The organism is Variovorax sp. MSC1_012, assembly GCF_023667525.1.
GTDB classification, from domain to species: Bacteria; Pseudomonadota; Gammaproteobacteria; order Burkholderiales; family Burkholderiaceae_C; genus Variovorax; species Variovorax beijingensis_B.
This window is the reverse complement of record NZ_CM174443.1, coordinates 5,137,433-5,153,136: the sequence shown is the minus strand read 5'-3', so window position 1 is coordinate 5,153,136 and position 15,704 is coordinate 5,137,433. Positions and strand designations below refer to the sequence as shown.

Genomic DNA, 15,704 nt, shown 5'->3' with positions numbered 1-15,704 from the left:
CGTTTTACTTGATGCGAACCCGGGCCCAAGATGAAGGCATCCCAAGCAACCAGGAGTTGATCGATGCCCACCCTTCGCGAACCGTTCCATGCCGGCGCCGCCGAAAGCCTTGCCGATGCCTTCAAGGCGCTTCTCGACGAAACCCTGATGCTCGTCGAGGCCCTGCTGAGCCCGAACAGGATCATCGGCGAGGTGGAGCAGATGCGTGCGTTGCAGGTTGCGGCGGACGACATCGAGCCCACCGATCCGGTGCGGGCCGAGCTGCTGCGCTCGCGCGCCTCGCGCATCGGCCTGCGCTGACGAGGTTCAGGGCGCAGCGTCGAACGGCACGATCTGCGAGATGAGCGCCGGCCCATCGGCCAGCAGGAAGTCCTTGAAGGCCTGCGCCACCGGCGGCAGCCGCTTGCTGCGGCGGTGCACCACGTACCAGTTGAGCATCAGCGGAAAGCCCTGCACGTCGAGCACGCGCAGGCTGCCGGCGCGCAGCTCCTGGCTGATGGTGTGGGCCGACACGAAGCTCACGCCCATGCCCGCGATCACCGCCTGCTTGATGGTCTCGGTGCTGCGGATTTCCATCGCGATGTTGATGCCGCTCAAGTCGCCGCCGAAGCCCTCCTCCATCGAATGCCAGGTGTCCGACGCCTTCTCGCGCACCACGAAGGGTTCGCGCATGAGCCGCGCGAGCGGGATGCGCGGCACGCCCACCAGCGGATGGTTGGGCGCGGCGACGATCACGTAGGGGTGCGGCGCGAACGGCTGGTTGACAGTGTCCAGGTCGGTCGGCGGGCGCACCATGATCGCCAGGTCGGTGAGGTTCTCGGCGATGTGGGTCATGAGCCCTTCGCGGTTGTGCACCGTGAAGTTCAGCGTGACGCCGCGATGCCGGCTCGCAAACTCCACCAGCAGGCGCGGAAAGAAATAATCGCCCGCGCTGATCACGCCCACGTTGAGCTTGCCGCCCGAGACGCCGTTGAACTGCAGCATCGCGTTCTCGGCCGCCTCGAACTGCTGGATGATTGCGCGGCTGATCTGCAGCAGCTCGGTGCCGGCCGGGGTCAGGTAGATCTTCTTGCCGAACTGCTCGAACAGCGCATTGCCCGCGTGCTCCTCGAGCTTGCGCACCTGCGTGGAGACGGCCGGCTGCGTCAGGTGAAGCTCCTCCGCCGCGCGCGAGAAGCTCAGCAGCCGCGCCACCGCCTCGAAGACTTTCAACTGGCGCAGGGTCGCGTGCTTCATTCGGAAAAAGGTGGCTGCTGCAATCGAGCGGGCATCGTACTGCGCGCCAGGCCGCGCCCGGCAGAAGGCTAGGGTATGCGCGCCACGTGCAGCAGGTTGGTGGTTCCCGAAAGCCCGAACGGCAGGCCCGCGACAACCACCACGTCTCGGCCGGTGCTCGCGAAGCCCTCGGTGCAGGCGTTGCGGCAGGCGCACTCGATCATCTCGGCCACGTCGTGCACGTCGTCGACCAGCACCGCATGCACGCCCCACACCATCGCCATGCGGCGCGCCGTGGCGACGTCGGGCGTGAGGCTGATGATGGGCACGGCCGGCCGCTCGCGCGCGGCGCGCAGGCTGGTGAAGCCCGACGAGGTGTAGGTGACGGTGGCAGCAGGTGCAAGCAGCGCGGCCACCTGGCGCATCGACGCGCACACCGCATCGGCCGTGGTCGAGAGCGAAGCCTCATGCGTGGCGTCGATGCCGATGCGGTAGGACGCATCGGCCTCCACGCGCGAGATGATGCGGTCCATCATGGCCACGGCCTCGAGCGGGTACTTGCCGGAAGCCGATTCGGCCGACAGCATCACCGCGTCCACGCCGTCGTACACGGCAGTAGCCACGTCGGACACCTCGGCGCGCGTGGGCACCGGAGCGGCAATCATCGATTCGAGCATCTGCGTGGCCACCACCACCGGCTTGCCGCGCTTGCGGCAGGCGCGCACGATGAGGCGCTGCAATTCGGGCACGCGCTCGGGCGGCAGCTCCACGCCGAGGTCGCCGCGCGCCACCATGACGCCGTCGCACAGGTCGACGATCGCGTCCAGATGGTCGATGGCCGCGGGCTTCTCGAGCTTGGCCATGATCCACGCGCGCTTGCCGATGATGGCGCGCGCCTCCTCGATGTCTTCGGGGCGCTGCACGAAGGACAACGCCACCCAGTCCACGCCCATCGCCAGTCCGCAGGCCAGGTCGTCCAGGTCCTTGGGCGTCAGCGGCGAGATCGGCAGCACCACGCTCGGCACGTTGACGCCCTTGCGGTCGGAGATCGGGCCGCCGACCAGCACCGTGGTCTCGGCGAAGTCGGGGCCGAAGCTGTCCACGCGCAGCCGCAGCTTGCCGTCGTCGAGCAGCAGGTCGGTGCCCACCTGCAGCGCCGCGAAAATTTCCGGATGCAGCAGCGGCGCGCGGCGCGCATTGCCGCTCGCGGCATCCATGTCGAGCCGAAAGCGCGAACCCGCGTCGAGCTGCGCGCGGCCGCCTTCGAAGGTGCCCAGGCGCAGCTTCGGCCCCTGCAGGTCGAGCAGCACGCCAATCGGCCGGCCGAACTCTTTCTCGAGCCGCCGGATGGTGTCGAGGCGGCGCGCATGGTCATGCTGCGTGCCATGGCTGAAGTTGAGCCGGAACACATCCACGCCGCGCTCGAACAGGGCACGGATGGCCGGTTCGTCGGTGGTGGCAGGGCCCAGCGTGGCCACGATCTTCGCGCTGCGTGTACGTCGCATCATCCGTTCCATTTCATCGATCGATCACAGCGCACGACCGGCGCCCCCTCGGCGCCAATTGCGCAGCCTGGATGAGCTAGCCCGCCATCTCGTGAAGGCAAACGCGGCCGCGCTGTTCTTCCATCGTACGCGCCAGCAGCTTGACCAGGGAATACACGGTGTCGATGTGCGGCGTTGGCGTATCGGTGAGCCGGGCCAGTTCGACCACGGCGCCCACCAGCGCATCGATCTCGGGTGCGCGGCCGGCCTCCACGTCCTGCAGCATCGAGGTCTTGTGCTTGCCGACCTTTTCGGCCCCCGCAATGCGCTTGTCGAGCGTCACGCGAAACTCGATGCCCAGCTTGTGCGCCACCGCCTGCGCCTCGCGCATCATCGCGGCAGCCAGCTCGCGCGACGGCGGGTATTGGCAGATGTCGACCAGCGTGGAGTGCGACAGGCTGCTGATCGGGTTGAAGGTCAGGTTGCCCCAGAGCTTGAGCCAGATCTCGGCGCGGATGTTGTCGAGCACCGGCGCCTTGAAGCCGGCTGCGCCCAGGCAGGCCGAGACGCGGTTCACGCGTTCGCTCGAAGAGCCGTCGAGCTCGCCGACCGGGAAGCGGTCGCCTTCGATGTGCCTCACCACGCCCGGCGCCGTGAGCTCGGAGGCGGGATACACCACGCAGCCGATGACGCGCTCGGCGGGAATCTTCGCGGCCACCAGGCCGGTCGGGTCGACGCTGCGCACCGGCGTGCCCGCCAGCGCCCCTCCGTGCTGGTGGAAGTACCAGAACGGGATGCCGTTCTGCATCGTCACCACCACCGTCTCGGGCCCAAAGAGCCTGGGCACGTCGTTGGCCACGGCCTCGACCTGGTGCGCCTTCATTGCGAGGACGACGATGTCCTGCGGACCCGCCTGGTCGTAGCGGTCGGTGGCCCGGGCGTTGCGCGCCACCTGTTCCGTGCCATCGGCCCCGATGAGCTTGAAGCCGTTGGTGGCAATGGCGTCGAGATTCTTCCCGCGCACGATGAACGTCACGTCCTCGCCGGCCAGGGCGAGCTTTGCGCCCACCAGGCCGCCGATCGCGCCCGCTCCAATGACTGCTATCTTCATGTCGATCCCCAAGGTTGTTGATTCTTCCGGCGCGGGTTTCAACCGAAGCGGTTGCCGAGCCTGCCGATGCCGCCGATCTCCACTTCGACCAGGCTGCCGGGCTTCATCGAGCCGACGCCGATGGAGGTGCCGCACAGGATCACGTCACCGGGTTGCAGGGTCATGTCCTGGGAGATCAGGCTCACGAGTTGCTGAACCGAAAAGCGCATGTCGCTGATCGGATAGTTCTGCCGCACCTCGCCGTCGAGCAGCGTAGTGACGGTGAGGGTTGCGGGATCGAGGCCGGTGGCCACCACCGGGCCCATCGGGCAGAAGGTGTCGAAGCCCTTGGCCCGCACCCATTGGGCGAACGAGGCGTCGCGGTTCAGGATGTCGGCCACCGTCACGTCGTTGGCGCAGGTGTAGCCGAACACATGGCCGAGCGCATCCGCCTCGGACACGGCGGTGCACGCCTTGCCGATGACGATGCCGAGCTCGCCCTCGAACACCACCTTGCCCTCGCACAGCGGCTTGCGGATGGGCGCGCCGGACGCAAGGTAGGAGTTGGGCGCCTTCAGCAGGTACAACGGCTCGGCCGGCACCGCCAGCTTGAGCTTCTCGCCGAGCGCGTGGAAGTTGTTCCACAGCGCGATGACCTTGGTCGGCTCGGTGGGCGTGAGCAGCCGCACGCCCGAGAGCAGGAACACGCGGCCGGTCGGCTCCGGGCGGTCGAACATGTTGCCGCGGTGCTCGTGCACGGCGTCGCCTTCGAGCGTGCCGAAGCCCGCTTCGCCGCCGTGTTCGAAACGGACCCATCGTTGTTGCTGTTGCTGTTGCTGCTGCATGTCTCGCCTTCCTTTGGTTTCTGTTGGAGTGGTTCTGTGTTCAGTTCAGTCGAAGGGCAGGTAGTCGGGGATCACCAGCGACGCGAGCAGCTTTCCCATCTCGGCCGGGTTGTCGGTCACGTGGATGCCGCACTCCTTCATCACCGCCAGTTTTTCCCGCGCCGTTCCCTTGCCGCCCGAGACGATGGCGCCCGCGTGGCCCATGCGCTTGCCCGGCGGCGCGCTGGCACCGGCGATGAAGCCGACCACGGGCTTTCGCATGTGCTCGCTGATCCAGCGCGCGCAGGTTTCCTCGTCGCTGCCGCCGATCTCGCCGACCATGATCACGGCGTCGGTGCGCGGGTCGTCGTTGAACATCTTCAGCACGTCGATGTGCCGCAGCCCGCCCACCGGGTCGCCGCCGATGCCCACCACGGTCGACTGCCCGATGCCGAAGCTCGCGAGCTGGCTCGCGGCCTCGTAGGTCAGCGTGCCGGAGCGCGACACCACGCCGATGCGGCCCTTCTGGTGGATGTGGCCGGGCATGATCCCGATCTTGATTTCCTCGGGCGTGATGAGGCCCGGGCAGTTGGGTCCGAGCAGCAGGGTCTTGCTGCCCTCCATGCGATGCCGGGTGCGGATCATGTCGCGCACCGGGATGCCTTCGGTGATGCACACGACGAGGTCGAGCCCCGCGTCCACCGCCTCGTCGATGGCTGCGGCCGCAAAGGGCGGCGGCACGTAGATCACGGACACGGTGGCGCCGGTCTCGGCCTTGGCTTCCTCCACGGTGCCGAACACCGGAATGCCGTCGAACGACTTGCCCGCCTTCTTCGGGTTCACGCCGGCGACGAAGCACTTCTGGCCGTTGGCGTAGTCGCGGCACATGGCCGTGTGGAACTGGCCGGTCTTTCCCGTGATGCCCTGGGTGATGACGCGGGTGTGCTTGTTGATGAGGATCGACATTTCAGCCTCGCTGTTGTTCTTGTTCGGGGCGCGTGGACAGGGCACCGGGGCACGCTGCTGGTGTCCCGCTGATCAACGACTGCTCCGCATAACGATCACGTCGATGGGGTGCCTTGCGCAGCGAAATCAAGGAGGAGGCCGAAGGCCGGGGGACATTCGCGGAGCAAGGCACCCCGTCGGCGGGAGCGCGCCCTGAATGCCCCAAAAAGCGACGAATGGAAAAGCAGAGTTCCATAGTCCTAGGCCCCCCGCCGCGCAGCAGCCACGACCAGCCCGGCCGCCTCCGCCATGTCGTCCGCACTGATGATCCGAAGGCCCGACTGCCCGAGGATGGTCTTGCCCAGGCTCTCGTTGGTGCCCTTCATGCGCACCACCAGCGGCACCGCCAGCTGGACCTCGCGCGCCGCGGCCACCACGCCGCGCGCAATCACGTCGCACTTCATGATGCCGCCGAAGATGTTGACCAGGATGGCCCGCAGGTTCGGGTTGCGCAGCATCAGCTTGAAGGCTTCGGTCACCTTCTCGGCCGTGGCGCCGCCGCCCACGTCCAGGAAATTGGCAGGCGATCCGCCATAGAGCTTGATCGCGTCCATCGTCGCCATGGCCAGGCCCGCGCCGTTCACAAGGCAGCCGATGTCGCCTTCGAGCGCAATGTAGGAAAGATCGAACTTCGAGGCCTCGACCTCGGCCGGGTCTTCCTCGTCGAGATCGCGCATCGCGGCGATCTCGGGCTGGCGGAACAGCGCGTTCGGATCGAAGTTGAACTTGGCGTCCAGCGCCAGCAGGCGGCCGTCGCGCGTGAGCGCCAGCGGGTTGATCTCGGCCAGCGATGCGTCGCAGGCGTCGAAGGCCTGGTAGAGGTTCTGCACCAGGGTGCGCACCTGCGGCAGCAGCTTTCCGGAGAAGCCGATGTCGCGCGCCAGGCCGTCGGCCTCGGCTGCCTTCACGCCGGTGGACGGATCGACGAAGAGCCTGCGGATCTTTTCCGGCGTGCGCGCCGCGACGTCCTCGATGTCCATGCCGCCTTCGCTCGAAGCCATCAGGGCCACGCGGCGCGATTCGCGGTCGACCGCCATGCCGAGGTAGAACTCCTTCTCGATCTCGACGCTCTCCTCCACCAGCAGCCGCTTCACCAGCCGGCCTTGGGGGCCCGTCTGGTGCGTTCGCAGGGTCATGCCGAGCAGTTCGTCGGCATGGCGCCGCACTTCGGCCGCCGACCAGGCCAGCCGCACGCCACCGCCCTTGCCGCGGCCACCCGCATGGATCTGCGCCTTGACCACCCAGGCCCTGCCGCCGAGCCGCGCAGCGGCATCGGCCGCCTCGTCGGGCGAAAAGCACGCATATCCACGCGGCGTGGGGACGCCGTATTTGCGCAATACGTCCTTGCCCTGGTATTCGTGGATATTCATGGCGGCTTTCAGGCGCCCAGTTCGGCGCCGCGGGTTTCGGCCCAGTTGAAATAGCGCCTTTTCATGGCGCCGGCATCGAGCTCGCGCTTTTGATGCTCTTCCTTTTTCTGCTCGATCACCTCGGCCAGGAATTTGGCGTCGTAGGCACGCAGAAGATGCGGCTGATGGGTGCGCAGGTAATGGCAGATCCGTTCGATGCCATCCTGGCTCTGGCGCAGCAGCTGGCAATAGACTTCGCGGTCCCAGTGCCAGCGGAATCCCAATTCATAGAACGCCGCGTTGTAGGCGTTGCGCTCGGTTTCGCTGCTCCAGTATTGAATTGGCAAATCATCGATCATGAAATTTCTCCTAGAAATTGAATGCCGGTCGTCAAATTGTTTGCGGATCGGCATGATCAAAATGTAGATTCGATGATCGATAAATAATAGTTAAACTATTTTATTGAATGCATTCACGATTAGTTATACATAAAAGGGCGCAATTCTCCTTTTGCAAGCATTACGCCCCTGCATTCCGTTCAATACCGCAGCGCCCAAACGCCCCCGCCCCAATACCAGGAACACCGTGGAACCGGCTCCGCCGGGCCACCGGTGTTGCCCCCTCGAGGGGGAGGCGCCTACACGAAGTGAGCCGCTTCGGGGGTGGTCATATAACGCCTTCCGCGCGCAGCGCGGCCACGTCGCTGGCCGTGTAGCCCAGCTGCATCAGCACCTCGTCGGTGTGCTCGCCGAGCAGCGGCGAGCGCGTGACCTCGGTCGGGCTGTCGGACATCTTGATGGGGTTGCCCACCGTCAGGTACTTGCCGCGCGTGGGGTGGTCGACCTCGACGATGGTGCCGGTCTCGCGCAGCGACGGATCGGCGGCGATTTCCTTCATCGAAAGAATCGGCCCGCACGGAATGTCGTACTGGTTGAGGATGTCCATGGCCTCGAACTTGGTCTTGGTCATGGTCCATTGCTCGATGCGCGCGAAGATCGGCTTCAGGTGCAGCAGGCGTGCGGCCGGCGTGGCGTAGGCCTCGTCGTCGATCCAGCCTTCCTCGCCGATGACCTTGCACACCGCGGGCCACACCGCCCCTTGCGTGATGAAGTAGATGTAGGCGTTGGGGTCGGTCTCCCAGCCCTTGCACTTGAGGATCGAGCCCGGCTGGCCGCCGCCCGAGGCATTGCCCGCGCGCGGCACCGCGTCGCCGAACTTGCCGTCGGGGTACTGCGGGTATTCGTGCATGGTGCCGGTGCGCTCCAGCCGCTGCTGGTCGCGCATCTTCACGCGGCACAGGTTGAGCACCGCGTCCTGCATGGGCGCGAGCACCTGCTGGCCGCGGCCCGTGCTGTTGCGCTGGTAGAGCGCCGCGACGATGCCCAGCGCCAGGTGCAGGCCGGTGCCGCTGTCGCCGATCTGCGCACCGGTGACGACCGGCGGGCCGTCCTCGAAGCCGGTGGTCGAGGCCGCGCCGCCGGCGCACTGGGCCACGTTCTCGTACACCTTGCAGTGCTCGTACTTGCCGGGGCCGAAGCCCTTGACCGACGCCACGATCATGCGCGGGTTGAGTTCCTGGATGTGGGCCCAGGTGATGCCCATGCGGTCGAGCGCGCCGGGCGCGAAGTTCTCCACCAGCACGTCGCAGGTCTTGATCAGCGAATCGAGCACCTTCTTGCCCTTGGGCTTCTTGGTGTCGAGCGTGATCGAGCGCTTGTTGTGGTTGAGCATCGTGAAGTAGAGGCTGTCCACGCCGGGAATGTCGCGCAGCTGGCCGCGCGTGGCGTCGCCTTCGCCGGCGCGCTCCACCTTGATCACGTCGGCGCCGAACCACGCCAGCAGCTGGGTGCAGGTGGGACCGGATTGCACATGGGTGAAATCGAGGATGCGAACGCCCTCAAGTGCCTTGCTGCTCATCAGCTGTCTCCTTTGATCGTGGCCTCTGCTTCTTGCAGACGAGCGCGCAATTTACGCTCTTCGGCGAAGCGGGTGGTTTCGTCGCGCACGATGGCGACGATGCCCGTGACTTCACGACTCTGCGAGAACAGCATCGACACCGTGAAGGCGATCGACAGCGTGTGCCCGTCCTTGTGCAGGGCCGGCACGCGCAGCAGGTCGGCACCATACTTGGTGATGCCGGTCTCCATGGTCTTCTGGTAGCCGTCCCAGTGCCGCTGGCGCTGCCGCTGGGGAATGATCATGTCGAGCGACTGGCCCAGCGCCTCGGCTTCGGTGAAGCCGAAGATGCGCTCGGCCGCGCGGTTCCAGAGCGTGATCGCCCCTTGCGCATCGCACACCATGATCGCGTCGCCGGCGCCTTCGACGAGCTGCTTGAAATCAACGTTCGCTTGCATGTTTTCCTCTGGCGCTTCAAGTCGATTTCCCGGCATCGCCCGTCTTCGAACGGGCGATGCCGGGGGAGCCGCTACACGGCTTTTGCTTCTTTCAGGTTGTCGATCTGTTCCTTGGTGTAGCCCAGTTCCGCCAGCACCTCGTCGGTGTGTTCGCCCAGGAGCGGCGAGGCGGTGACCTCGGGCTTGAGGTCCGAGAACTTGATCGGGCTGCCAATGGTCCAGTAGCTGCCGCGCTCCTTGTGCGGCACTTCGACGATGGAGCCGCTCTTGCGCAGCGACTCGTCGTGCAGCAGTTCCTTCATCGACAGCACCGGGGCGCAGGGAATGTCGTGCTTGCGGAAGATGTCCACTGCCTCGAACTTGGTCTTGTCCTTGATGAAGTCCTCGATGGTGGCGAAGATCTGGTCGATGTGCGGCTGGCGGGCCTTGGGGGTCATGTAGTCCGGGTCGGTCTTCCACTCGGGCTTGCCGAGCGCGTCGCAGATCGGGTCCCAGGCGTGGCCCTGCACCGTGAAGTAGATGTAGGCGTTGGGGTCGGTCTGCCAGCCCTTGCACTTCAGGATCCAGCCCGGCTGGCCACCGCCGCCGGCGTTGCCGCCGCGCGGCACCACCTTGTCCTTGAAGGCGTCCATCTCGTGCGGGTACTGCGGGTATTCCTCCAGGTAGCCCACGCTGTCCAGGCGCTGCTGGTCGCGCATCTTCACGCGGCACAGGTTGAGCACGGCGTCCTGCATCGAGCAGGCCACCTTCTGGCCCTTGCCGGTCTGCTGGCGGCCGATGATGGCCGTCAGGATGCCGATGGCCAGGTGCATGCCGGTGTTGGAGTCACCCAGCGCGGCGGCCGAGATCGTCGGCACCGAGTTCTCGCCCTTCCACCAGCCGGTGGTGGAGGCGGCACCGCCGGCGCACTGCGCCACGTTCTCGTAGACCTTCAGGTCTTCGTAATGGTGGCCGTCGCTGAAGCCCTTGACCGAGGCGACGATCATCTTGGGGTTCAGTTCCTGGATGCGCGCCCAGGTGAAGCCCATGCGATCGAGTGCACCGGGGCCGAAGTTTTCCACCAGCACGTCGGATTCGCGGATCAGCTTCTCCAGCACGGCCTTGCCCTCGGGCTTCTTCGTGTCCAGCGTGATCGAGCGCTTGTTGCTGTTGAGCATGGTGAAGTACAGCGCGTCGACGTTCGGAATGTCGCGCAGCTGGCTGCGGGTGACGTCGCCGGCGCCCGGGCGCTCGACCTTGATCACGTCGGCGCCGAACCAGGCCAGCATCTGGGTACAGGCCGGACCGGCTTGCACGTGCGTGAAGTCGATGATCTTGATGCCGTTGAGGGGTTTGTTGTTGCTGCTCATGCTGCGTATCTCCTGATTGAATGGAAAGGCTTACTTCTTCTTGGCCGTGGCCGGATTGAGGCTGGTGATGCGGCCGCTTTCGGTGCCGGCGGTCTCGTCGATCACGGCATTGATGAGGGTCGGACGACGCGAAGCCACGGCTTCTGCCAGTGCCTTCTGCAATTCATCCGCGGTGGTGGCATTGACGCCCACGCCGCCGAAAGCTTCCATCAGCTTGTCGTAGCGCGCGTTCTTCACGAACACGGTGGGCGCCACGTCGGGCGTGCCGCTCGTATTCACGTCGGTGCCGCGGTAGACGCCGTTGTTGTTGAACACGACGATGCAGATGGGCAGGTTGTAGCGGCAGATGGTCTCCACCTCCATGCCGCTGAAGCCGAAGGCGCTGTCGCCTTCGATGGCGATCACCGGCTTGTCGGTGACCACCGCGGCGGCCACCGCAAAGCCCATGCCGATGCCCATGATTCCCCAGGTGCCCACGTCCAGGCGCTTGCGCGGCTCGTACATGTCGACGATGCTGCGCGCGAAGTCCAGCGTGTTGGCGCCTTCGTTAACCACGATGGCATCGGGCCGCGCCTTCACCTGGTCGCGGATCACGCTGAGCGCGCTGTGGAAGTTCATAGGCGATGGCCGCGCGGCCAACGTCACGGCCATCTTCGAGAGGTTCTTGTCCTTGCGCTCGGCGATGGCGCCGGTCCACTCCGCCGGCGGCTTGGCCCACTTGGCATCCACGCCCGCGAGCAGCGCCGCCACGCAAGAGCCGATGTCGCCGATCACCGGCGCGGCAATGGCCACGTTGCTGTCGATCTCGGTCGGCGCGATGTCGATCTGGATGAACTGCTTGGCGCCCTTGTCCTGGCCCCAGGTCTTGCCCTTGCCGTGCGAGAGCAGCCAGTTGAGGCGCGCGCCCACCAGCATCACCACGTCGGCCTCCTGCAGCACGTAGGAGCGCGCGGCCGCGGCCGACTGCGCGTGCGTGTCGGGCAGCAGGCCCTTGGCCATCGACATCGGCAGGTAGGGAATGCCGGTCTTCTCGACCAGCGCGCGGATGTCGGCATCGGCCTGCGCGTAGGCTGCGCCCTTGCCCAGCAGGATCAGCGGCTTCTTGGCGCCCTTGAGCAGGTCGAGCGCACGCTTGACTGCGTCGGGCGCCGGAATCTGGCGCGGCGCGGGATCGATCACCTTGATGAGCGAGCGGCGGCCGGCTTCGGCGTCCATGGTCTGCGCGAACAGCTTGGCCGGCAGGTCCAGGTACACGCCGCCCGGGCGGCCCGACACGGCCGAGCGGATGGCCCGCGCAATGCCCACGCCGATGTCCTCCGCATGCAGCACGCGGAAAGCGGCCTTGCACAGCGGCTTGGCGATCGCGAGCTGGTCCATCTCTTCATAGTCGCCCTGCTGCAGGTCGACGATCTCGCGCTCGCTCGAGCCGCTGATGAGAATCATCGGGAAGCAGTTGGTGGTGGCATTGGCCAGCGCCGTGAGGCCGTTCAGGAAGCCGGGGGCCGACACCGTCAGGCAGATGCCGGGCTTCTGCGTGAGGAAGCCGGCCGCAGCGGCGGCGTTGCCCGCATGCTGCTCGTGGCGGAACGAGATGACCCGCAGGCCCTCTGCCTGCGCCATGCGCGTGAGGTCGGTGATTGGAATGCCCGGCAGGCCGAAGATGGTGTCGATGTCGTTCAGCTTGAGCGCATCGATGACCAGGTGGAAGCCATCGATCGTCGTTTCGTGCGCCGGCGATGCCTCCTCCGTGGGCTGCTTGAGGGCCAGCACGACTGCATCGCCGTCGTTTGCCCTGTTCTTGGGCTTGAGGGCGTCGTCCAGGGTGGTGGATGCCTCTTTGTCCGTTCTTACTGAAGACATGTCTCTCCTTCTTGCTTGGTTGAATGGCCGAGGCCCGAGCCGGGACTATGATTCGGGGGCATGCTTTCGGGCGTTGACCTCGGTCAACTTTCCGGAAAACGGCACCGGCCAGATGAACCAGAAGTTGTTGTTGCGCATTCGAGCAAGACGGGACCCATGACGCTGTTGGAAAACCACCCGGAGAAAAACATCATTCGCGCGCAGCTCCGGCAGAACATCCTTCTCAAGGACCTGAGCGAGAGCGAACGCGCCGAGCTGGAAACCCATCTCGTCATCGTGGATGGAAACAAGGGCGATTTCCTGCTGCACCAGGGCGTGCGCGAGATGGAGCAGTACTTCATCCTCGACGGCATCCTCAAGCGGGTGGTGAGCAACCCCGAGGGCAAGGAAATGATCCTGCGCTTTGCCGATGCGCACGACATGGAAACCAGCTACGCGGCGCTGCGGCTGGGCACGCCCACGCCCTACGGCATCGTCTGCGTCACCAAGGCCCGCGTGGCCAGCCTGCCGCTGAAGGAGTGGATCGCTTTCCTGGACCGCCACCCCGAGACCAAGGAACTGTTCGAGTACTGCGTGATGCGCGGCATGAGCGAGATCATGGCGCACACCATCACGCTTCATCTGCTCGACGCACCGGGCCGCGTGCACCGCTTCATGCGCAAGCACCCCGAGCTGGAAGACCGCATTCCCAGCAAGGAGCTGGCGTCGTATCTCAATCTCTCCGCGGAAACCCTGAGCCGCCTGCGAAAACGCGGAAAGATCTAGGCAAGCGCGTTTTTCAGGTCTGCTTGGCCGACGCGAAGCGGCGCGGAACCGTCATCAGGCGCAGCGCGTTGTCGACGTCGCTTACGCCGTCGACCTTGGAGGCCACTTCCTGCGTGAGCGCGCGCTCCTGTGCATCGAGCACGATGCCGCTCAGCTTTATCTTGCCCTGGTCGGCCTCGACGGTCACGCGGATGTCGCCGGTCGCCTCGTTGTCCTTGAGCGCCGACTTCACCCGCGCCGCGAGCGCCATGTTGGCCAAGAGCGCGCGCGAGGCCGGCGTCTCGGCAAACTCCGGGCGCTCCACCAGCGCGCGGATCTGCGCCACGCAGCTGTCCACCGAGAGGCGGTCCGTGTTGAGCACCAGGTCGTAGAGCACCGGGTCGCCCCAGGTCACGCCGAACTGCGCATGCATGCGCGCGGCGTGCGCGTCGTCGCTGCGCCGGATCTCGGCTTCGGCAAACTCGGCATCGTCGGTTTCGAGGTGCGCCATCAGCCATTCGACCCGCTTCTTCATCGAGCGCGTGATGCGCACGCACACCACGTGCGGCACCGGCCGCAGCAGGCAGGTCGCGCCCCAGCCGCGCAGCACCACGTTGCCGCGGTCGGCCAGCGCGAAGAGCTCTTCGGCCGTGTAGAGCGCAAGGCTGCGCCGGTCGGCCGTGAGCCGTTCGACAAAGCCGGCCTTGCCGTCGCGCAGGCGGCCGATGAAGCTGGTCGGCACCTGCATGCGGTCGGCCACGCGCTCGATCGTCTCGTGGCGCATGACCTCGAGGCCGAGCGTTTCGGCAAGCCGAAGCGACACGTCCTTGGCAAGGGAACCCATCTCCTGGGTGAGTGCGATCACTGGCATGTCGTTGTTCTCCGTTCAGTCCACGGGGCGCTCGACGGCGAACTCGTCGGGCTTCTTGGGCTTGACGAAAGCCAGCGCCTTGGAGATCAGCGGCCAGAACAGCAGCACGAGCGCCAGGGTGGTGATGCCGCCGACCAGCGGGTTCGAGAACATGATCATCACGTCGCCCTGCGAGACCAGCATGGCCTGGCGGAACGAGTCTTCCGCCTTGTCGCCGAGCACCAGCGCCAGCACCAGCGGCGCCAGCGGGAAGTCGAGCTTCTTGAACAGGTAGCCCACCACGCCGAAGCCGAGCATGAACCAGATGTCGAGCATCGCGTTGTGCACCGTGTAGGCGCCGATGGCGCAGATCACGATGATCACCGGCGCAATGATCGAGAACGGAATGCGCAGGATCGAAGCGAACAGCGGCACCGTGCTCAGCACCACGATCAGGCCCACGATGTTGCCCAGGTACATGCTGGCGATCAGACCCCAGACGAAGTCCTTCTGCTCGACGAACAGCAGCGGTCCGGGCTGCAGGCCCCAGATCAGGAGGCCGCCCAGCAGCACCGCGGCGGTGGGCGAACCCGGAATGCCCAGCGCCAGCATCGGCAGCAGCGCGCTGGTGCCCGCGGCGTGCGCCGCCGTCTCGGGGGCCACCACGCCTTCCATCTGGCCGGTGCCGAACTTGGAGCCGCGCTTGGACATCTTCTTGGCCAGGCCGTAGGCCATGAACGAAGCCGGTGTCGCACCGCCGGGCGTGATGCCCATCCAGATGCCGATCAGCGAGCTGCGCAGCGAGGTCACCCAGTACTGCGGCAGCTGCTTCCAGGTCTGCAGCACCACCTTGGGATCGATCTTCGCGCTCTTGCCCGAGAACTTCAGGCCCTCTTCCATCGACAGCAGGATTTCACCGATGCCGAACAGGCCGATCACCGCAATCAGGAAGTCGAAGCCGCGCATCAGCTCGGGCTGGCCGAACGTGAGCCGCAGCTGGCCCGTGACCGTGTCCATGCCCACGCTGGCCAGCGCGAAGCCGAGCGCCATCGACGCCAGGATCTTGAACGGCGAGCCCTTGCCCATGCCCACGAAGCTGCAGAAGGTCAGCAGGTACACCGCAAAGAATTCGGGCGAGCCGAACTTGAGCGCGAACTTGGCCACCAGCGGCGCGAGGAACGTGATCATGATCACCGCCAGCAGCGCGCCCACGAACGACGAGGTGAAGGCAGTGGTCAGCGCGGCGCCCGCATTGCCCTGCTGCGCCATCGGATAGCCGTCGAAGGTGGTGGCCACCGACCACGGCTCGCCCGGGATGTTGAACAGGATGGAGGTGATGGCCCCGCCGAACAGCGCCCCCCAGTAGATGCACGACAGCATGATGATCGCCGAGGTCGGCGACATCGTGAACGTGAGGGGCAGCAGGATCGCCACCCCGTTGGCGCCGCCCAATCCCGGGAGCACGCCGATCAGCACCCCCAGGATGATGCCGACGAACATCAGGCCGATGTTCATCGGCGTGAGGATTACCGAGAAGCCCTGCATCAGGGCACTGATTTCATCCATTTCGCATTTGCTCC

General features: G+C 65.9%; 15 protein-coding genes. 2 read left to right on the top strand and 13 right to left on the bottom strand.

Features of this window, described 5'->3' with window-relative positions:
* Positions 1–63 precede the first annotated feature (63 nt).
* On the top strand, positions 64–300 hold the full coding sequence (locus L1081_RS24225) for a hypothetical protein (RefSeq protein WP_319427673.1): 237 nt from the start codon (positions 64–66) through the stop codon (positions 298–300).
* Between the two features lie 6 nt (positions 301–306).
* Here L1081_RS24225 and L1081_RS24220 read toward each other — a convergent pair whose 3' ends face one another.
* The 11 genes from L1081_RS24220 to oxc all read right to left on the bottom strand — a co-directional run bounded on the left by L1081_RS24220 (position 307) and on the right by oxc (position 12,530).
* Positions 307–1,236, bottom strand: coding sequence for a LysR substrate-binding domain-containing protein (locus L1081_RS24220; RefSeq protein ID WP_489414418.1), 930 nt, complete (start codon positions 1,234–1,236; stop codon positions 307–309).
* A gap of 68 nt (positions 1,237–1,304) precedes the next feature.
* The gene (pyk, locus tag L1081_RS24215; protein WP_489416834.1) at positions 1,305–2,720 is read right to left on the bottom strand and encodes a pyruvate kinase; all 1,416 of its coding nucleotides are present in this window, start codon (positions 2,718–2,720) and stop codon (positions 1,305–1,307) included.
* A gap of 76 nt (positions 2,721–2,796) precedes the next feature.
* On the bottom strand, positions 2,797–3,810 hold the full coding sequence (locus L1081_RS24210) for a 2-dehydropantoate 2-reductase (protein ID WP_489414417.1): 1,014 nt from the start codon (positions 3,808–3,810) through the stop codon (positions 2,797–2,799).
* Between the two features lie 38 nt (positions 3,811–3,848).
* Positions 3,849–4,634, bottom strand: coding sequence for a fumarylacetoacetate hydrolase family protein (locus L1081_RS24205; RefSeq protein ID WP_489414416.1), 786 nt, complete (start codon positions 4,632–4,634; stop codon positions 3,849–3,851).
* 45 nt (positions 4,635–4,679) lie between these two features.
* Positions 4,680–5,579: a succinate--CoA ligase subunit alpha gene (gene sucD / locus L1081_RS24200; protein ID WP_489414415.1), complete on the bottom strand. Its 900-nt coding sequence runs from the start codon at positions 5,577–5,579 to the stop codon at positions 4,680–4,682.
* Positions 5,580–5,818: 239 nt separating this feature from the next.
* Positions 5,819–6,988, bottom strand: a complete 1,170-nt coding sequence (sucC, locus tag L1081_RS24195; RefSeq protein WP_489414414.1) for an ADP-forming succinate--CoA ligase subunit beta — start codon at positions 6,986–6,988, stop codon at positions 5,819–5,821.
* A gap of 8 nt (positions 6,989–6,996) precedes the next feature.
* A complete protein-coding gene (locus tag L1081_RS24190; protein ID WP_489414413.1) occupies positions 6,997–7,380 on the bottom strand; it encodes an HAD family hydrolase in 384 nt (127 codons plus the stop codon).
* Positions 7,381–7,633: 253 nt separating this feature from the next.
* The gene (gene frc / locus L1081_RS24185; protein WP_319427679.1) at positions 7,634–8,884 is read right to left on the bottom strand and encodes a formyl-CoA transferase; all 1,251 of its coding nucleotides are present in this window, start codon (positions 8,882–8,884) and stop codon (positions 7,634–7,636) included.
* The gene (locus L1081_RS24180) at positions 8,884–9,321 is read right to left on the bottom strand and encodes a PAS domain-containing protein (protein ID WP_319439519.1); all 438 of its coding nucleotides are present in this window, start codon (positions 9,319–9,321) and stop codon (positions 8,884–8,886) included. The genes frc (L1081_RS24185) and L1081_RS24180 overlap by 1 nt, the downstream gene beginning before the upstream one ends.
* Before the next feature lie 71 nt (positions 9,322–9,392).
* Positions 9,393–10,670: a formyl-CoA transferase gene (frc, locus tag L1081_RS24175; RefSeq protein WP_309951359.1), complete on the bottom strand. Its 1,278-nt coding sequence runs from the start codon at positions 10,668–10,670 to the stop codon at positions 9,393–9,395.
* 30 nt (positions 10,671–10,700) lie between these two features.
* Positions 10,701–12,530, bottom strand: coding sequence for an oxalyl-CoA decarboxylase (oxc, locus tag L1081_RS24170; RefSeq protein ID WP_489414412.1), 1,830 nt, complete (start codon positions 12,528–12,530; stop codon positions 10,701–10,703).
* A gap of 156 nt (positions 12,531–12,686) precedes the next feature.
* Between oxc and L1081_RS24165 the strand changes: the two genes are divergently transcribed.
* Positions 12,687–13,295, top strand: coding sequence for a Crp/Fnr family transcriptional regulator (locus tag L1081_RS24165; protein ID WP_015867259.1), 609 nt, complete (start codon positions 12,687–12,689; stop codon positions 13,293–13,295).
* A gap of 13 nt (positions 13,296–13,308) precedes the next feature.
* Here the strand turns inward: L1081_RS24165 and L1081_RS24160 are convergent, their stop codons facing one another.
* Both L1081_RS24160 and L1081_RS24155 read right to left on the bottom strand, forming a co-directional pair.
* Positions 13,309–14,145 (bottom strand): cytidylate kinase family protein, encoded by an 837-nt coding sequence (locus L1081_RS24160; RefSeq protein ID WP_489414411.1) that lies wholly within the window; start codon positions 14,143–14,145, stop codon positions 13,309–13,311.
* Positions 14,146–14,160: 15 nt separating this feature from the next.
* Positions 14,161–15,690: a tripartite tricarboxylate transporter permease gene (locus tag L1081_RS24155; protein ID WP_489414410.1), complete on the bottom strand. Its 1,530-nt coding sequence runs from the start codon at positions 15,688–15,690 to the stop codon at positions 14,161–14,163.
* Positions 15,691–15,704 lie beyond the last annotated feature (14 nt).